Below are 19,082 nucleotides of genomic sequence, written 5' to 3' on the forward strand. Positions count from 1 at the left end.
TATCTGCGAGATCGTGTCATCCCATCATGCCGTGGAACGGGTCGGTTCCCAACTGTCCAGCAGTCGGTGCAGCAACGCCATGACGGCCAGGGTGACCACCAGCGCGACACTCATCGATGAGAAGCGATACAAGGCGCTGTAGACCATATCCTGCTGCGGCCCGAGGTACTGGCCGAAGAGAATTCCCAATGTCGTCAGTCCCCCGAAACCGACTCCCGACCCCGCCCCTTCCAGGACATGCAGACGGGCAAACAGCATCAGCCCTGCCCAGTAACACAAGGTGACCAGCACCAGATGGCCGCCATGATTGTACAGCACCAGTTGCAACAGCAGCGCCAGGTTGCAACCCAGCAGTGTGCCGACGGCGCGTTTGGCGGCCGATACCCTGGCACCGGGATAACTCAAGGCAAACAGGATCAGGATCGTCGCCATCTGTGCCGACAGCGAGTCGCGCAGGTCGAAGATCTGGAACACCACGAACGACAGTGTCGCCGTCACGGCACCGATCAGCGTTTCGTGTCGAATCCGGGCGGGAGACTTATCCGGTCGCGCCGGCATCTGCCGAGCAGCCACATCGGGAAAAACTGCATGCATCAGCATCGCAATCGCCACTGCCAGCAAGCTCGCCACGATGTTGCTTGCCAGCAGATCGGCCAGATCCAGATCCGGATAACTGGCGAAATGCAGCAGGATGCTCAATGTCAGAACACCATTGGCACCAAACAGGAATAACGCGCCCCTGGCCATGAGACGGAAACGTGCATAGAAGAGCGCGAACACCAGCGCCGTCATCACCACCGGCATGTGCTGAGTCAGACCCACGACGAGACTGACTTCCAACGCATTGACACAGACATTGACGATGAACTGACGGATGACCTGGGCATTGATGACCGGTACCAGACCCAACAGGAACATGGGAAAGACGGTAAAGAACACACCATAGTTCCAGCCCATCACATGGCTGATGACGAAACCCAGCGCCCCGCCGCCGGCGACCCTCAGACACTGACGTAACCCGTTGTCGCTCAAGGCGTGGTGTTCAGTAGACATGGTGGACCCAACTGATGGCATGTATCTGCAACCAGGCGAACGGCCATGCCAGCCAGTGATCGCCGGGTACCAATTGCACCGTCGCCCGGGCACCGCTCGCTGGAAGCGACGCCGGCAACTCATCGAGCGTTACGTGCAGTCGCAAGCGTTGCGCATCGCGGACCCAGCGATCCGTGGTGGGGATATCGGCCAACTGGCCGTCCGCAGGGATCTGGCCATCCTGTACCCCGGGGTCCACTGATCGCACCTCGGCCTGGAACACTTCGCCCGGCCAGGCATCGAATACCACCCGCACCGGATCCCCCGGCGAGACATGGCGGAGTGTCTTTTCACGGAAATCGGCGACGATGTCGAGTTCATCCTCGACAATCGCCAGGACCGACGAACCCGACGAGGTGACACTTCCCTCCTGAAGCTGAAGGTTGGTGACGATGCCATCGTGCTCCGCTCGCACCCGGGTGCGCTCAAGATCGAGTTGCGCCGTTGCCACGGCATTTTCCGCCTGACGCAAACGTAGATTGGCCTCGCCGTCCTCTCCCAACTCCACCTCGAGTGCGTCGATATTGGCTTGCGCGGCATCAGCCGAGGCTCTGGCACTCTGATAATCGGCGTCGACCTGTTCATATTGCTGACGCGAGACATCCTGACGTTCGGCCAGCGTGTCGTAACGCCGACGTTCCCGTTCGAGCTCATCGGCCGATGCCCGAGCCGCCACCAGCTCCGCCCGGGCTGCCGCCAACTCGGCCTTGAGTCGTGCATTGTCACGACGTGCCTCCTCGCGAGTGAGCCGTGCCCGTTCCAGGGCCAGCCGGTAGGGTTCCTCATCGAGCCGGAACAGAAGGTCGCCTTCCTCCACCCGGGTGTTATTGTCGACGACAACGCGCTCGACCCGGCCATCAACTTCCGGAGCAACGGAGGTCACCGGTCGCATGGCTCTGGCCTGAGGCGTCATGGGCATGTAGGTATCGGCAATGATGAAATAAAGAAACAGACCGATGAATGCCGCGATCGCCACGCGGACCCAACGGGCGAAACGTTGTTCTGGAGTCATCTCGTCTCACAGGTTTGACAATGGTTCCAACCAGATAGCAACGCCCCGCAGACCGGAAACCCACAGCATCCACGGGGCGTAGAGACGAGAATACTAGCATCTAATTAGCATGCTAACAATTAAGCGGCGATCAGGATTCCTCCATGGACGGTTCCGTAACATGGATACCGAACACGCTGGCCTCCCCCTCGCTACGGCCGACGCTGGCCGGTTCCAGAACGTGGCCATCGCGGACCACGACATGTCCGCCCTGGCCTTGCTGACCACCGATCACACTGCCGACAAGATAGGTCGGGAAAATTCCTGGATCGTTCTCGTAGTTGGGGTTGTGAATCAACCCGATCATCTGGAAACGCCCACGGGTATTGCGCAACGACTCCAAGGAATCCTGAATCAGGCGCCGATGCGAAAGCTTGGAGAACAACCCGTCGAGCAGGATCACGCTCTCGCGTCCCCCCTGTCCACGACGCTGGCGTGCACCAGGATACTCACGCAGACCGCGCTCAATGGCGAACTCGGAGAGCTTGACCAACCACATCAGTGACACTGCCTCGCGCTGACCTTCCGACATATCCTCGTTGAGAGAGAACAGGCGACCATGGGGACGGATGGCGTCGTGCTTGAGTCGAATCGAGACATCACGGAACAGGCCACGATAGATGCGCCGGCGGATCTGTCGGGCCAACTCATCCTGCTTGTCGGTCGCGCGGCGAGAGGTATTGCCGCTATCGTCACCCTGTCGTTGACGTCGGCGCTGGGCAGCCTGATGCTCGTCGATATCAGCCAGCAATTGCTGAATGAGTTCACGCACGGCGGCATCATCGATCAAGGACGCCTTCACTTCGAAGAAGGCGCCGCCTTCACTACTACGGCGAGCCACGCGCTTGAGGATATCGAGATTGCCGGCGGCGTCGGCAATGATCGACCCCAACCGCTCGACCAGGGTCCCCTCGATGTGCTCGCGTGAGGCATGCAACTTGGCGACACGTTCACGATGCTCCCCAAGCTGACACACCAGTTGATCGTGCAGGGCGCCAAGCGACTCGAGTGCACCGGGACCGGCCCCATCGAGAGTCGACAGGCGGGCCCGCTCGGTGTCATTGAACAGGCGACTTGCCGCGGCTTCGTCGAGCGAACCGGCCAGTTGACGCTCATGATTTTCAAGCTCTCTGGCGAGCCGCTCGCGCTGTCGTGAACGTTCACCCAGGTTGAGTTCGCCGAGGGCATCGAGCAAGGTCTGCTGGCAGGTGTCCAGCGTATCGGTCCCTTCACCGGCGCCGGCAAGGCGATGCCACTGGTCCAGGGCATCGTTCAGCCTATCGACATCGGGATGGTCGCTCGGCCAGCCGCTGATCTCGCTCAGATTGTCATGAGCCCGCAATCGGTCACTCCACCCCGCTGACAGCTCACGTACACGCTCCAGCCAGGCAATAGCAAGCTGGTCGACCCAGTTCATGGCCTGTCGTCCGGTCTCCAGTCGTGTCTCGACCGTCGTCTGCTCCTGCAACCGGGTCTTGCGCGACTCTCGGATCTCGGACAGTTCGCGCTTGAGTCGAGCAATGTCACGTTCGAGTTTCTGGCGTCCGCCCCGCTCATCGCGTACCTCCAGATACGCGCGAATGCGGGAGAAGTCGAAGTCGGCCCGACGCCCGGCCAGCCTCACAGCCTCGTCGAGCTCGGCCTCGACCTGCGACGCCATCTCCATGAACGCTTCACCGCCTTCCCGCTCGAAGGCATCGAGCCGCCGTAACCGTTCACGCTCGCCGTCGGCAAACAGGTCACGCCGCCGTGATGCCAGGGACGACAGACGACTCTCGAGTGTCTCGAAACGCTCGGCATACTGGTCGAGCCGCTCACTCGCCTCCGCTTCCTGTTCGGCAAGGTGCTGCAAGCGTGCATCGAGTTCCGCCAACCGGTCGATACCGCCGGCATCGGCAAACTGCTCGGCTGCCAGCCATGTGGCACCGTACTGCTCCAGCGCGCGCTCTGCCTCATCTCGCCGTGGTGACAAGTCGGCCAGTCTGGCTTCGGCGTCCGCCACTTCCTTGGCAATCGATTCGACCGCCTTGTCTCCGCCTTCCTGCAGATACCGCTGGTAATCATCGATCGACGACAATGCTTCCTGGCTCATGCGTGGCGACAACTGCTCCCGTTGCAACGCCACTGCCGCCTTGTCCCGCTCCAGGGATGCCAGGGCGGTTTCGACATCTTCCGTTTCCGCCGCTTGGGCCTGGCGTGCCAGTGCAAAGGTGTCGCCGTGCGGATCCAGGCGCGTGATCTCCTCATCCAGCGCGGTCCGTCGCTCGCGATCAATCTCGAGTCGTTGCTGTGTCTCCTTGCGCAATGCCTCCAGGTGCGCGGGATCCAGGGCCGCCTTGACTGCAAGCGTTTCGACGCCCTGCACGGCACCCAGTGGTGATTGTCCTGTCGTCAACATGGCCTCTAGACGACCGGCCTCTATCACCGGTACGCCGACCCCTGCATCGACCAGACGACTCGCCGCTTCATGAGCCGCGGCCTCGCCGTCGACAACCGGGGCAAACAGATGACCGGCGGCCTGAGCCAACCAATGGCGATGCTGATCGGGGGGAGCCTCGACCGAGGTCAGGACACGGTGGAGAGGCGCGTAATCGATACCGGCTTCATCGAGATGGCGCTGGGCCTCGGTTTCGGCCGCGTGCCGTGCCAGAGGATCGCCACTGAGCTGTTCGAGATAGTGTTCCCGGTCAATGATGCGCTGGTCGAGCGTTTCCGTTTCGCGCAGCAACCGTGGGTAGCGTGCCTTGGCATCCTTCACCCAGGCCTCGGGAGACACCTCGTTCGCCTCATGAAACGTCAACCAGGCTTCATGCAGTTCGCGCAGCCGGGCTTCTTCACGCTCCAGGCGACGGGCTTCATCGTCGAGTTCACGCGACTGTCGGTACAGCCGATCACGCAAGTGCACCGGTTCCGCATCGCCATGCCAATGTGCATATGACGCTGCCGCGTCGGCCAGGGATGCCAGTTGCGATTGACGATGACGTGCGGTCTCGAGACGCTGCCGCCACTCCTGGCAGGACTGCTTGAGACCTGCCAGTTCGTTCTTCTTGTGCGTCCAGAACCCGGCCACTTCGGCGTCGGGCCAGTGGTCCATGAACTGCTGCCAGGCTTCCCGGCCATGTTGCAACGGCGCCTGCTCACCTTCGAGCCGTTGACGCTCGCCACGCAGCCGTTCCAGTTCGGCCCGCGCCGACTCCCTGGCAGCGGCCACTTCGTCACGCTCGGCCGTCAGGTCGGCGTGTTCAGCATCCAGTGCTTCCTGCTGTTCACTCTTCAGCGCCAGCAGTTCGCCAGGCGTGGTATCGGGATGCGCGGCCTTGAATTCGGCGTGCCCTTGCGACGCTTGTTTGAGTTCGCCCATTCGCGACAGATGCTCTGCCAGCCGGCGGCGTGCCTGATCGGCGGTTTCCTGCACCGCCGCCTCCGTGGCATCGGGATGTTCCAGCTCCGTTTCCGAAAAGAGCCCCTCGGACAGCGCCTGGGTATAGAAACTCTGGTTATCGGTAAACTCCCGTTGACGGGATTCAAGCTGCTCGCGCTCCTGATCGAGCCGCTCCCATTCGCTATCCAGCCGGTCGATATCCGTCTTGAGTTCCTTGAGATAGGTGCGGTCGGCAATCACTTCTTCCCGCCAGCGGTTGCCATCCATCGATTCGAAGGTGTCGGCGGCTTCATCGAGTTGCGACAGGGCACGATATCGTGCCGCATCATCGCTGAATGCCTGACTGTCGGCAAGCCATTCCCGTGCGGCATCGAACGCGACATGACCCACATCTCGGGCCGCCGGCCAATCGGCATCGGGCACGTGAATCAAACGGCGGTGCGAATCGACTCGCGCCCCCCGCTCGGACAACGCCTGTCGGACATGCCGCTCCGATTGCCGCGTCAGTCTTGCCAGCAACCACAACGCAACCCGGGGACGCCCGGTATCGCCGGCCACCCAGGCAAGACCGCGGGCCCAATCGTCACCGCCCAGCGGAATGCCCGGCAGTCCTGTCAGGGCCTGACCGCCGATCAATCGCTCACTGGCTGCCAGGGCATCATCCATCGCTGCCAGGGACTCCCTGGCATCGCGTAACGCCTGTCCCTGGTTGTTGAGTGACTCGAGATAGGCCACCTTGTCCTCGGCACGGCCCTGATCGGCTTCCGCCTCGTTCAACCGGTGACGGAGTTCGGTGACCTTGGTACCGGAGTTGAGGATCACGTCCTCGATGAGTTCCTCTCCTTCATCGGTCTCGCCCTGGGTGGCTCCGGAAAGTATCTGGGGGGCCAGCACTTCGAAGAAGAAGGCCTGATCGGCGTTTTCTCCGGCACGCGGCCTGATGGCATTGAATATCTGGCTCTTGTCGGCTCCCCCTTCTTTCTGGAAGGACGCGAGTTGTGCCAGCTCACGACGCGACACATGGGCGCCGACCGCATCCAGCCACTCCTCGCGATTGGCGCTGCGAGTCACACCATGGGCCCGCATCGCCGCCTGGACATCGGCATTGGCGTACAACGCCAGCTTGCCATCCTCGGTCATATGATGGACCGGCACCTGTTCCAGCCGCCCGGCATAGTGATAGAACGACAGGCCACTGCCATCACAGTAACCGTACATGCCGAACACCACAGGTTCACCGGCGACCTCATCCCCGGCGCCGGCAAGCATGTCCTCCTGGCCACCGTCACTGCCACCGGTGCGAAATTCGACCCGCAGGTGCGTCCAGCTCCGCCCCTGACCGCCGACGCTCGACGGGGAACACTTGCGGCGCGTGCGGGTCAGCAGGGTGCGATCCCGCGAGAGCATGCCGATCAATGCCTCGGCCAGCGTGGTCTTGCCAAAACCGTTTTCCATGCTGATGGCACTCGACTGACCACGCAGATCGAGTAGCAGGTGCCGCATCTTGGCATCCCAGGGAGAGGCGATATCGCCGTGCTTGTTGAGCAGGTTCGCGACTTCGATGCGGTGGATCACGCTCATGCGGAGGCCTCCTCGGCCGGGGACTCGACAAGGGATTGCAGGTGGGATAGATGGTGTACGCCGACCTGCTCGACTTCGAGGGCACCCAGCAGCGTCTGCTGCCAGATATCACCCGCGTCGTCATGGCTGTCGCGCACCGGTTCGAGCTGACCGGCACGTACCTGGATGTCGAGGAACGCTCGCACGCGACGGCTGATATCCTCGCCTCGCTCATCGAGCAGCGCACGACGGGTTTCGGGAGCGGCATCTTCCATCATGCGCAGCGTCTCGAGTTGCTCACGCATCAGCTCGATGAGTTCCGTGGTCGAGAACGCCGCCTCCTGGTAACGGCTGACATCCGACGGCGCACGGTTGAGACGGGTATACAATAGCGTCTGCATCAGCAACCAAAGCTGCAGATACCATTGGGCCAGTTCGGCACGACTCTCCTGGCGCAGGCGCAGCGCATCGAAGACCGGATCACGGGTATAGAGCGGCGGCAGTTCCAGTTCCGGATCCGGCAGCAACGCATAGAGACGCGACCCCGGTGCAATGCCCGGGTAATCGCCCGGTTCGAAGATCCGCAGGCGAAGTCCCTGGCCGGCCAGGAAGTCGCGCAAGGCGTCGCGCTCGGATTCATGGGCGTCATCGATCAGGGCGCAGACATCGCGTTCGGCGAGCTGGCCCTCTCTGGCAGCACGACGCTTCCGTCTGCCACCGGGTTGGCGTTCCGCCGTGCGATAGCGCAATAAATAGGCGACCACTTCCCCCATTTCAGTCATGTTCATACGGTATCTTCCTGTGCAAAACGCAGCGAGGGAGTCACCGCCCCCTCGATACGGCGGCCATCATCCAGCGTGACCACGAAACGACGGGGCTCGATGCCGACCGTCAGGCGTTCATCGAGCAATTGGGTATCCACGAAGGTGTTGAGCAGTTGTGCCAGGCAGTCCTCGTCACCGAGACGGTGCCAGGCTTCCTCCAGTGCCTCGGGCAGCGATAGGGGCGACCGGTCCAGACGTTCGCGCAATGCCGGCCCCTGCGTATCCAGAAAGCGCACCAGCAGGGGATCGTCCTGTGGCACGTCCTGCTGTTCGTCGAACACCAGCGCCGTCGCCCGGGTTTCCGCACGGCGCGTCTCGATCAGTGGCATCAACGTATCCACCCGCGGTACGACAGTCGTCACGGCGAAGGGCATCATGCGCGGCACGATGGCGTCCCTCATGGCCGTCGGCAACGGCTGACTCAACAGCCCGCGGGCCAGGTCGGAAAAATCGATCACGCCCATCGACTGTATGCGTCCCTCGGCAATATCCGAAAGCAGTTCCGACAGCCGCCGGGAAAGATTTTCGATTGCCGTCAGCACCCGCCCAATGGCGCCGGACAGCATGCGCAAGTCCCACTCCTCTTCCTGGGCCTCACGCCATTGCTCGAAACGAGACATCACCTCGGGCGTGGACAGTTGCGAACGGGCTCCCAGCAGCGTGTTCTGAATCGTGGACAAGGCATTGTGATAATGGCGCTCGTTGTCGAGAAAGGCTTGCAGCTTGCCTTCCCGCGAGGGGTTTTCACGCACCCGTCGCAGCTCCTGGGTGAGCCCCCGCGTCGCCATGAGAATCTGATTGGTGATATCGGGGATGCGGGCGAAGTCACCTCGCGCCAGTGCAGCCAGTATCTTGGCGGCGTCGTATTCGGAATACAGCAGGTCTTCGACCTGGCTGGCCAATGTCACCGCCTGACGTCCACTGGGCGTCAGCCGGACCTGGCCTGTATGGCCCTGCTTTTCGATCAGTGCGGTACGCTTCGAGCTGCTGACGGTGCGCTCCGACGCATCGATATCCGACGACGAGACGCGGTAATGCAATTCACTCGGGGTCGACAGCAGATTGATGACGAACGCCAGATCATCCGCGGGCAGTTCGGGATAATGATCACGCAGGGCGGCCAGACAGCGTGTCTGGGAGACGAACGCGCTGTTGGTGGTGAAATCCATGTCGAGCAGGAAATCCAGCAGCAGGCAGCCGAGATCCAGCCAGTAACCATCGCGCAGGCCGCGGCGCTGCTCCTGGCTGACCTGCACGAACGGCGATCCTGGTTCGTGAGCGCTATCGTGCAGATCGATCAAACGTGTCGTGGCAAGGAGTAGCTTGCTCCAGGCAGTCATGGGTCGTCCCTGAAGGAAAAACGCCCATTATGCCAATCCTCGCTCTCGCGGTCATCGGACGTGTCAGTCATCCGTGGGCGGTGACTGTGTCGCGAGGCTCGGGGGCAAGCGAGACTCGCCCATCAGATAGCCGTCAATGTGGTGCGCGGCATCACGTCCCTCCCCGATCGCCCAGACCACCAAAGAGGGACCTCGCCGGCTATCCCCGGTGGTAAAGACCCCCTCAAGGGAGGTCATCATGGACTCATCGGCCGCCACCCGACCGCTGTCGGTCAGGGTAATTCCCTGTTGCGCGAGCGCCTGTGCCTGGGCACCACCAAAGCCGATGGCGATCAAGACCAGATCGGCCGCCACTCTGACGTCATGTTCCAGCACGGTTTTATCGATACGCCGCCCTTGCGTGTCGAGCGTCCACTTGACTCGCTCGGCCATCAGGGCATCGACACGCCCATCACCGTCCTCATCGACGAACGCAGTGACATCGAGAGCATAGAGCGCCTGACCGCCTTCCTCCAGAGCATAGGTCTGCTCGAAGATGCTCGGCTGCCAGGGCCAGGGATTGTCCTCCGGGCGTGTAGCGGGCGGCTGATCGCGGACACTGATCTGTGCCACATCCACCGCCCCCTGCCGATGCGCCGTAGCCACACAGTCGGCCCCTGTATCGCCACCGCCAAGCACCACCACGCGCTTGCCGCCGGCATCGATCGAGACCGGGCCACCCCCTGCCTGGCGCCGATTTTCATCGGTCAGATACGTCATCCCGAAGTGAATGCCCGCCAGCTCGCGCCCCGGGACCGACACGTCGCGATGGGCCTGGGCGCCGATGGCAAGACAGACGGCATCCGCACGTTCACGCAACTCGGCAAGCGACACGGTCACACCGACCTCGACCTTCGTCTGGAAAACGATCCCCTCTCGGCGTAGTTGATCGAGCCGACGCGTCACCTGGCGCTTGTCGAACTTGAAATCGGGTATCCCCAGGGTCATGAGGCCGCCAAGGGACTCATCCCGCTCATAGACGGTGACGGTATGGCCGGCGCGATTGAGCTGTTGGGCGCATGCCAGCCCCGCCGGTCCGCTACCGACAACCGCCACTTGCTTGCCGGTACGGTGCCGCGGCGGTTCAGGCCGAATCCAGTCCATCTCCCAGCCCTTGTCGACAATGGCCCGTTCGAGACTCTTGATTGCAACCGCGTCGGCATTATAGGCCAGCGTACATGCCGGCTCGCAGGGCGCGGGGCAGGTATAACCGGTGAATTCGGGAAAATTGTTGGTGGCATGCAGCCGCTCCAGGGCCTCACGCCACTGGCCGCGATACACCAGATCATTCCATTCGGGAATCAGATTACCGATCGGGCAGCCGCCATGACAGGTCGGCACACCGCAATCCATACACCGCTCGCCTTGCCGGCGCAGGTGCGCTTCCTCCCAGCTCGGCGCATAGATTTCCCGGTAATCCCCCCGTCGTTCGGCAGGGTCGCGCTTACCGATCGCCTCGCGCGGATGCTTCAGAAAACCATCGGGATGCCGTTCATCCATCAGGCCACCTCCCGGGCGACGGACGGCAATGCCGTCCGGATATCGCGCCCCTCGGACAATTCACGATTGACGATGTCGGCATAGGCTTCGGGGACCACTTTACGCATGCATTTCAACGTCATCGTCCAGTCATCCAGCAGAGCACGAGCCCGTCGACTCCCGGTGTAGACGAGGTGGTTCTCAAGCAGCCTGCGGACAAGTGCGACGTCGCGATCGTCCTGGAGCCGTTCCAGTCCGACCCGCTCGGGATTGATGAACGCCGCCAGCGTTCCGTCCTCATCGAACAGATACGCTTCGCCACCACTCATGCCGGCGGCGAAGTTCTTGCCACATGGTCCGAGAATCAACGCCACGCCGGCCGTCATGTATTCACAGCCATGATCCCCCACGCCTTCGACCACTGCCAGAGCGCCGGAATTGCGGACACCGAACCGCTCACCTGCCAGGCCGTTGATATAGGCCTCACCGCGAGTGGCACCAAACAACGCCACATTCCCGATGATGACATTATCGGCCGCGGCATAACCGGCGGTATCCGGCATCCGAATGGTGAGCAGACCACCGGATAGCCCTTTGCCGACATAGTCATTGGCTTCGCCACACAGATGCAAGCCGATGCCGTCAGCGACGAATGCCCCGAAGCTCTGCCCGGCCGAACCATGGAGGTGCACGTCCAGACCACAGCCTTCGGGAGGTTGCCCGCCATGGTGCTTGACCCACCGCGAGGACAGCAGCGTGCCGACACTACGGTCGCGATTGCACACCGGTGTCTCGAGCCGGACTGTCTCGCCACTCTCGAATGCCTCCGCCGCTCGGGCAATCAAGCGCTGATCCAGTTTGTCTTCGAGCTGGTGATTCTGCTCACGCGACTTATAGGATGTGTCGCTGGATTCGACGCGGGTCAGTAATGCCGACAGATCCAATGAGAATCCGCGAGGGTGTTCCACCCGACGCTCACGCAACCGGTCGACTCGCCCGATCATCTCGCGTAGCGTCCGAAAGCCAAGACGGGCCATGATCTCGCGCAACTCTTCGGCAACGAAGCGCATATAGTTGACGACATGCTCGGCCTGACCATCGAATTGCTCACGCAGGCGCGGATCCTGCGTCGCCACGCCGACCGAACACGTATTGCAGTGGCATTTGCGTAACAAGAGACAGCCGACAACAACCATGGGGGCCGTACCGAACCCGAACTCTTCGGCACCGAGCAGCGCAGCCATGGCGACGTCCCGTCCGGTCTTCATCCCGCCATCGGCCCGTACGGTGATCCGGGAGCGCAGGCGGTTGGCCATCAGGACTTGATGCGTTTCCGCCAATCCCAGTTCCCAGGGCGTGCCGGTGTGCTTGATCGAGGTCTTCTTGGCCGCCCCGGTGCCTCCGGCATCGCCGGAAATCAGCACGGCATCGGCACGGGCCTTGGCCACCCCGGCCGCAATAGTGCCGACATTGGCCTTGGAAACCAGCTTGACATGAATCTCGGCTTCCGGATTGGCGCATTTGAGATCATGGATCAACTGGGCCAGATCCTCGATCGAATAGATATCGTGATGGGGCGGCGGTGAAATCAGTCCCACACCAGGTACGGTAAAGCGGACTTCGGCGATCGCTTCATCGACCTTGCCACCCGGCAATTCGCCTCCTTCGCCGGGTTTGGCTCCCTGAGCCATCTTGATCTCGATCTGGCGTGCATTGGCCAGATACTGTGCCGTGACGCCGAAACGGCCCGAGGCACACTGTTTCATCGAGTTCTCTGCATCCGTACCGAAACGCTCGACCTGTTCGCCGCCTTCGCCACTGCCGGCCTTGCCGCCGATACGATTCATGGCAATGGCCATGACTTCGTGGGCCTCGCGTGAGAGGGCGCCGAACGACATCGACCCGGTCCCGAAGCGGGTCAGAATCGAATCGGCGGACTCCACCTGACCGATGGGAATCGATACCGCCTCATCAATCTCGAAATCGAGCAAGCCTCTTAGCGTCTGCAACCGCTGATCCTGGTCGTTGATGAGTTCCGCGAAACGACGATAACTTTCCGCGTCATTCTGACGTGCGGCCTGCTGCAGGTAACCGATGGTCTGTGGATTCCATTGGTGCCACTCGCCGTCACGCCGCCAGTAGAAATCGCCGCCTTGCAAAAGCGGCAGATTACCGGCGATACGGTCACTGTAGGCAACGGTGTGGGCGCGGACGTTGTCGGCATCGATCTCGGCAAGGCCGATACCCGGAATATGCGCCGGCGTACCGGTGAAATAGTCATCGACCAGCGAGACATCGAGACCGATGCCCTCAAAGGCCTGCGCCCCCTTGTAACTTTCCAGGGTCGAAATCCCCAGCTTGGCCATGACCTTGAGCAGCCCATCCTCGACGGCCTGCTTGTACGCGTGGCAGGCGGCACCGGCCTCGTCCACTCCGTTCAGCGATCCCGAGGCATGCAATTGCTCGAGACTGCGGTAGGCCAGCCAGGGATAGACCGCATCCGCTCCATAGCCGATCAGCGTGCAGTGATGATGCACGGCATAAGGTTCCCCGACACAAAGTATCAATGAGGCCTGACTCCGTTTTCCAGCGCGAATCAAGCCATGGTGGACGGCGCTGACCATGAGCAGAGACGGAATCGCCACACGCGTCGCCCCCGCCCGACGATCATCGAGCACCAGCAGGGAGCTACCGCGATCGATCGCGGCTTCCGCGTCCTGTCTCAGTCGCTCGATCACCTTGGCGAGGTCATCGCCGGGCGCATAGGTGGTGTCGAGGCGGGACACACGCAACCCATCCCGATCCAGCGTCTCGACGGCAGCAAACGAGCGGTCATCGAGAATCGGTGATTCGAGGCAGAGTCGACGGCAGTGACGCGACGTCGCCTCAAGCAGGCTGCCCTGAGCCCCGAGGTGGGAGCGCAGCGAGGTGACAAGCGATTCACGCAAATAATCCAGTGGTGGATTGGTGACTTGAGCAAACAATTGGTGGAAGTAAGCGAACAGCGGCTTGCGCTGTGCCGACAGCACGGCCAACGGGGTATCGTTGCCCATTGCCCCCAGTGGGTCCTTGCCCGATTCCGCCATGGGTGCCAACAGTACCCGCAAGCCTTCCATGGTGTAGCCGAAGGCACACTGATGCGCCGTCAATGCCGCCGATGGCAACCGCTCCCCAGTCGATGCCGGCCGATCTTCGGTCAATGCCTCGAGCGAGACCCGTTGGCTCGCCAGCCATTCGCCATACGGTGCGGCACGCGTCAGTTCATCGAAGATCTCCGCCTCCGGCACGATACGCTGCTGGCGCGTATCGGCAAGGAAGAGCTGGCCCGGCCGCAGTCGACCCTGTTGAACGATCTCACCGAAATCGGTATCCAGCGTCCCGTTCTCGCTGGCCATGATCAGCTTGTCGTCACGCGTGAGGCAGTAGCGACAGGGACGTAACCCATTACGGTCGATCACGGCACCAACGGCATCACCGTCGGTAGCCACCACCAGTGCCGGCCCATCCCAAGGCTCCATGAAGGTAGAGTGATAGTCATAGAAGGCCCGCTTCTCGGCCGACATCGCGGCATCTTGTTCCCAGGCTTCGGGAATCAACATGCGCAAGGCGTGCGGCAACGAGCGACCACCGATCAATAACAGCTCGAGGACGTGATCGAAATCCGCGGAATCGCTCTGGCCCTCCTCGGCGAGTACCGGCAGAATCCGCTCGACGTCATCACCGAACCGGTCACTCGATAATAATGGCTCACGAGCCCGCATCCAGTTGACATTGCCCCGCAGCGTATTGAATTCGCCGTTATGCACTACGGTACGGTAAGGATGGGCCAGCTCCCAGGCGCCCAGCGTATTGGTCGAAAACCGCGAGTGAACCAGAACCAGTGCGCTTTGCGTGCGTGCATCCTGCAGATCCGGGTAGTAGCTGCCCAGTTGAGCACAGGTCAGCAACCCCTTGTAGACGATGCGCTTGCGATCGAGGCTACAGATATAAAAAAGCTCTGCGCCCTCACCGCCCAACTCACGGTCACGAACTCGGTTCTGAATCTGACAACGCAGCACATAGAGTCCCACGTCGAGTGCGGATGCCGACAATGGCTGATTCGGCACCACGATACACTGCTCCACCCGAGGCTCACTCGCCAGGGCCGTTTCTCCCAATCCCCGGTTATCGGTGGGCACCAAACGCCAGGCCAGCAGGCGATACCCCAGATCCTCGACGGTCGACTCTATCAGTCGTTTGATGGCCCGGTAACGTGTCTGATTGCGAGGCAGAAACAGCTGCGCAATGCCGTAGCTACCCTCAGACGGCAAGTCGTCGATGACATCGTTCAACAAACGATGGGGGACCTGGAGCAGCATTCCGGCACCATCACCGGTATTTTCCTCTGCACCGCGGGCCCCCCGGTGATCGAGATGACACAGCATCCGCAAGCCATCATCGACCAGTTCATGGGATCGCTCGCCACGGATATTGAGAACCGTACCGACCCCGCAATGCGCATGGCCGGTACGGTTGGTATTCAGTGACGGGCGCGATTGGCCTCTCGGGTATCGCATATCGCTGGTTACCCCCTGCCCGGTGACTATGTCCTATCCAATAATAGGCACTGTCTCTCCATACTAGGATATGGATCGCCAACGCTGCAGACAGATCATCAACAGTTGTACCGGTAGATAGACCGCCAGCGGCCATGCCACCATCAGGCCGACCAGATAAACGAGCGGATCGAGGCTCTCCTGAGGCTGACCGAAGGGCCCATGTACCCAATTGATATTGCGTTCGGGATCGGTGATTGCATAACTCAGTGGAACGATCAGCCACGTCAAGCCGGTTTGCCACAGGATCGCACGCCGATCGAAACCGAGTCGCCACACCGACAGCGATGCCACGATCGGCAGAATCAGATGATAGAGCGACAACGCCCGTGTCACCGCCGGATGGTCCGGGTCAAACATGTATTCGGTACCGCCGATCGGGTGCCAGCCCGTCACCAGCGCGGTTCCGACATCCACGGCCCACAACGTGCCCACCAGCAGGACCGCCAGCAACTGCATGGACATCAGGCGGCGGCTCTCCGTCCAGAGAGCGACCAGAATCAGGAAATTGGCCAGATTGCACAACCACAGGAAGTTCTGTGGTCCCAGCAACACGACATAGGTGGGAGCCCAACACAGGATCCAGAGACTGAACAGCCATTTCGGCCACCACGGCAGCCGTCGCTCATGCATTCTTGCCATGCTGCCCCCTTGCATCTCCTGCGCACTTCGAAACCATCCACTATCGGGATTGACTCACGCACCTGACAACCCCATATGTGATAGATGAGCACAAGCGTCTTATCCTTTCCAATGACGCTTGTTTCACTGCCGCAACGCAAACGAGGAGGCAACATGGCCAATCTGTCCCAACAGACGTGTGAAGCGTGCAGTATCGATGCCCCACGGGTCAGCGAGGAAGAGATCGCCCAGTACAAGCAGGACATTCCCGAGTGGCAGATCGTTGAGCGGGATGGCATCATGCAACTGGAGCGGGTCTTCAAATTCCCCAATTTCCAGCAAGCCCTGGATTTCACCTACAAGGTCGGCCAGCTTGCCGAGGAAGCGGACCATCATCCGGCACTACTGACCGAATGGGGGAAAGTGACCGTTACGTGGTGGTCCCACAAGATCAAGGGCTTGCACAAGAACGATTTCATTCTGGCCGCCAGAACCGACGAGGTAGCAGCATAAAATGTTCGAGCAGATTGAGCGGGTGCCCGGGGATGCCATCCTCGGGTTGATCGAGGCCTTCAACAAGGATACCAATCCACAAAAGGTCGATCTCGGGGTCGGTGTCTATCGTGATGCCAAGGGTACGACGCCCGTGATGCGGGCCGTCAAGGAGGCCGAGGCGATACTGCTCGAAAACGAGACCACCAAGAGTTATATCGGGTCTCACGGCGATCCTCGCTATGCCGACGTCGTTCTCCCTCTCGTGCTGGGAAGCGGCTCCCCTGTTCTGGCCGACAATCGCGCCAGCCTGACGCAATCGCCGGGGGGGACCGGCGCCTTGCGCCTGGCGGCGGATTTCGTGCATACCCAACTTCCCGGCAAGGGCATCTGGGTCAGCACTCCGACCTGGCCCAATCACCTGGGCATTTTCGAGGCCGCCGGCCTGAAGATCGGCAAGTATCCTTATGTCGATGAGAACAACCGGTTGGACTTCGCCGGCATGCTTGACGCCATCCGGGAAATTCCCGAAGGGGACGTCGTCGTACTGCATGCTTGCTGCCACAACCCTTCGGGCTTCGATCTGTCGAAGGAACAGTGGCATCAGGTACTGGCGGTCGTACAGGAGCGTCACCTGCTACCCCTCGTCGACTTCGCCTATCAGGGCTTCGGTGACGGCCTCGACGACGACGCCTATGGCGTCAGACTGCTGGCAGAAAACCTCGATGAGCTGCTGATCACCAGTTCCTGCTCGAAGAATTTCGGACTCTACCGTGAACGAACCGGCGCATTGATCGCCATCGCCCGAAACAACGAACAGATGGAAAATGTCCGGTCGCAGATGGCGATCGTGGCCCGTGAGAACTATTCCAACCCGCCGGCCCATGGTGCTGCAGTCGTTCGAGAGATCCTCGAATCTGCCGAACTGGCCGCACATTGGCAGGAGGAGTTGACCGAGATGCGCGACCGCATCAACGGTCTGCGTCGTGAATTCGTATCGGCCCTCGAGCCCTATGGTCTCTCCGACAGGTATGCGTTCATCGCCGAACAGCGTGGCATGTTCTCGTATACCGGCTTGACCCCGGAGCAGGTCGACCGTCTCCGCGATGAATTCGGTATCTACATGGTGCGTTCAGGCCGGGCCAATGTCGCCGGACTCGCCTCCGACAATCTGCCCTATGTCGCCAAGGCTATCGCCGCAGTCCAGTGACCGCGGCGACCCGGCCTGTCAGGCCGCGTAGCGGCCGACATCCAACCCCCGGGGATCGATGGCGGGCTGCCGTCCCGCCATCAGATCCGCCAGCAGATGAGCGCTACCGCAGCTCATCGTCCACCCCAGCGTTCCATGCCCGGTATTGAGCCACAGGTTGTCATACTTGGTGCCACCAATGATGGGAGTGGAATCCGGCGTCATCGGACGCAGACCGGTCCAGAATTCTGCTCTGGCAAGGTCTCCACCTTCCGGAAACACATCGCGCACCACCATACTGATCGTCGAGCGACGCTTCTCCAACAGGTTGAGGTCGTACGATGCCAGTTCAGCCGTCCCTCCCACACGAATCCGATCATCGAAGCGGGAAATCGCCACCTTGAAGGTCTCATCCATGATCGTGGACTGCGGTGCGCCACCATCGTCAATCACGGGAATGGTCAGACTGTAGCCTTTGACCGGATAAATCGGCAGACGGATATCCAGATCCTTGACCATCAGTGGTGAAAAGCTGCCCAGACAGACCACATAAGCATCCGCCGTCATGGCTCCCGCGCTGGTCATGACCGATTCGATAGTATCGGCACGCCGTTCGATACGCTGAATATCGATACCGAAACGGAACGTCACACCCAACTGGTCGCGGCAGTATTCCGCCAGACGATTGGTGAACAAGTGGCAATCACCGGTCTGATCATCAGGCAGATGCAGCCCACCGACGAATTTACCGGGCACTCTGGCCAAGGCCGGCTCCACGTCCGTGATGTCATCGGCGCCCAACAACCGGTGACGAACACCGCACTGTTCAAGAATCTTCATGTCCTTGGCCGCTGAGGCGATCTGACTTTCATGGCGGAAGAGCTGCATCAGGCCACGCTGGCGGTCCTCGTAGCGAATGCCGGTCTCCTCGCGCAAATGATCGATGCAGGCCCGGCTGTATTCAGCCACCCGGACCATGCGCTCCTTGTTGGTGGCATAGCGCTCGGTCGTGCAATTGCCGAACATCTGCATCATGAAGCGCGCCATGGCGGGGTCCATGCGCGGCTGAATCTTTAGCGGGGCATGCTCCTGGAACATCCATTTTACGGCCTTGCGGGGAATGCCTGGAGCAGCCCAGGGTGACGAGAAGCCAAAGGAGACCTGCCCGGCATTGCCGTAGCTCGTTTCCATCGCCGGCGCCGCCTGTCGATCGATCACCGTCACTTCATGTCCCTGACGAGCCAGGTAATAGGCACTGGTGACACCCACGACGCCGCTGCCCAGAATCAATACATGCATCATCACGCTCCACGCTTGTTGTATGAATCGGTGCAGTATAAAAGCAACGTCGCAGAATAATCGTTTGTTTTACCTCATATGGATAAACTTATACATCAAATTTTGATTGTAAAATGGTT

At 61.1% G+C, this 19,082-nt stretch carries 11 protein-coding genes; 2 read left to right on the forward strand and 9 right to left on the reverse strand.

What is annotated here, in order from left to right:
* Positions 1-24 precede the first annotated feature (24 nt).
* The 8 genes from BLW01_RS13140 to BLW01_RS13175 form a co-directional block, all read right to left on the reverse strand.
* On the reverse strand, positions 25-1,053 hold the full coding sequence (locus BLW01_RS13140) for a DUF2955 domain-containing protein (protein WP_092570439.1): 1,029 nt from the start codon (positions 1,051-1,053) through the stop codon (positions 25-27).
* A complete protein-coding gene (locus BLW01_RS13145) occupies positions 1,043-2,104 on the reverse strand; it encodes an HlyD family secretion protein (RefSeq protein ID WP_092570440.1) in 1,062 nt (353 codons plus the stop codon). Before BLW01_RS13145 ends, BLW01_RS13140 begins: the two co-directional genes overlap by 11 nt.
* Positions 2,105-2,234: 130 nt before the next feature.
* Complete coding sequence (locus BLW01_RS13150; RefSeq protein ID WP_092570442.1) at positions 2,235-7,106, reverse strand: hypothetical protein; 4,872 nt, start codon at positions 7,104-7,106, stop codon at positions 2,235-2,237.
* Complete coding sequence (locus tag BLW01_RS13155) at positions 7,103-7,873, reverse strand: hypothetical protein (RefSeq protein WP_092570444.1); 771 nt, start codon at positions 7,871-7,873, stop codon at positions 7,103-7,105. The genes BLW01_RS13150 and BLW01_RS13155 overlap by 4 nt, the downstream gene beginning before the upstream one ends.
* Positions 7,870-9,249 (reverse strand): hypothetical protein, encoded by a 1,380-nt coding sequence (locus BLW01_RS13160; protein ID WP_092570446.1) that lies wholly within the window; start codon positions 9,247-9,249, stop codon positions 7,870-7,872. Before BLW01_RS13160 ends, BLW01_RS13155 begins: the two co-directional genes overlap by 4 nt.
* A gap of 63 nt (positions 9,250-9,312) precedes the next feature.
* Positions 9,313-10,788 (reverse strand): glutamate synthase subunit beta, encoded by a 1,476-nt coding sequence (locus tag BLW01_RS13165; protein WP_092570448.1) that lies wholly within the window; start codon positions 10,786-10,788, stop codon positions 9,313-9,315.
* Entirely contained in the window at positions 10,788-15,323 is a 4,536-nt protein-coding gene (gene gltB, locus BLW01_RS13170; protein ID WP_092570449.1) for a glutamate synthase large subunit, read from the reverse strand. Before gltB ends, BLW01_RS13165 begins: the two co-directional genes overlap by 1 nt.
* Before the next feature lie 63 nt (positions 15,324-15,386).
* The gene (locus tag BLW01_RS13175; protein WP_229806456.1) at positions 15,387-16,004 is read right to left on the reverse strand and encodes a hypothetical protein; all 618 of its coding nucleotides are present in this window, start codon (positions 16,002-16,004) and stop codon (positions 15,387-15,389) included.
* A gap of 153 nt (positions 16,005-16,157) precedes the next feature.
* Here BLW01_RS13175 and BLW01_RS13180 point away from each other — a divergent pair, with 153 nt between their 5' ends.
* Positions 16,158-16,496, forward strand: a complete 339-nt coding sequence (locus tag BLW01_RS13180; protein ID WP_092570453.1) for a 4a-hydroxytetrahydrobiopterin dehydratase — start codon at positions 16,158-16,160, stop codon at positions 16,494-16,496.
* A 1-nt stretch (position 16,497) separates the two neighbouring features.
* Positions 16,498-17,685 carry an amino acid aminotransferase gene (locus tag BLW01_RS13185; protein ID WP_092570455.1) on the forward strand — a complete coding sequence of 396 codons (1,188 nt, stop codon included), beginning with the start codon at positions 16,498-16,500 and terminating at the stop codon, positions 17,683-17,685.
* An 18-nt stretch (positions 17,686-17,703) separates the two neighbouring features.
* On the opposite strand, the gene BLW01_RS13190 is transcribed toward BLW01_RS13185, so the two are convergent.
* Complete coding sequence (locus BLW01_RS13190; RefSeq protein WP_092570457.1) at positions 17,704-18,963, reverse strand: D-amino acid dehydrogenase; 1,260 nt, start codon at positions 18,961-18,963, stop codon at positions 17,704-17,706.
* Between the last annotated feature and the right edge of the window lie 119 nt (positions 18,964-19,082).

Source organism: Aidingimonas halophila (genome assembly GCF_900106955.1).
GTDB lineage: Bacteria > Pseudomonadota > Gammaproteobacteria > Pseudomonadales > Halomonadaceae > Aidingimonas > Aidingimonas halophila.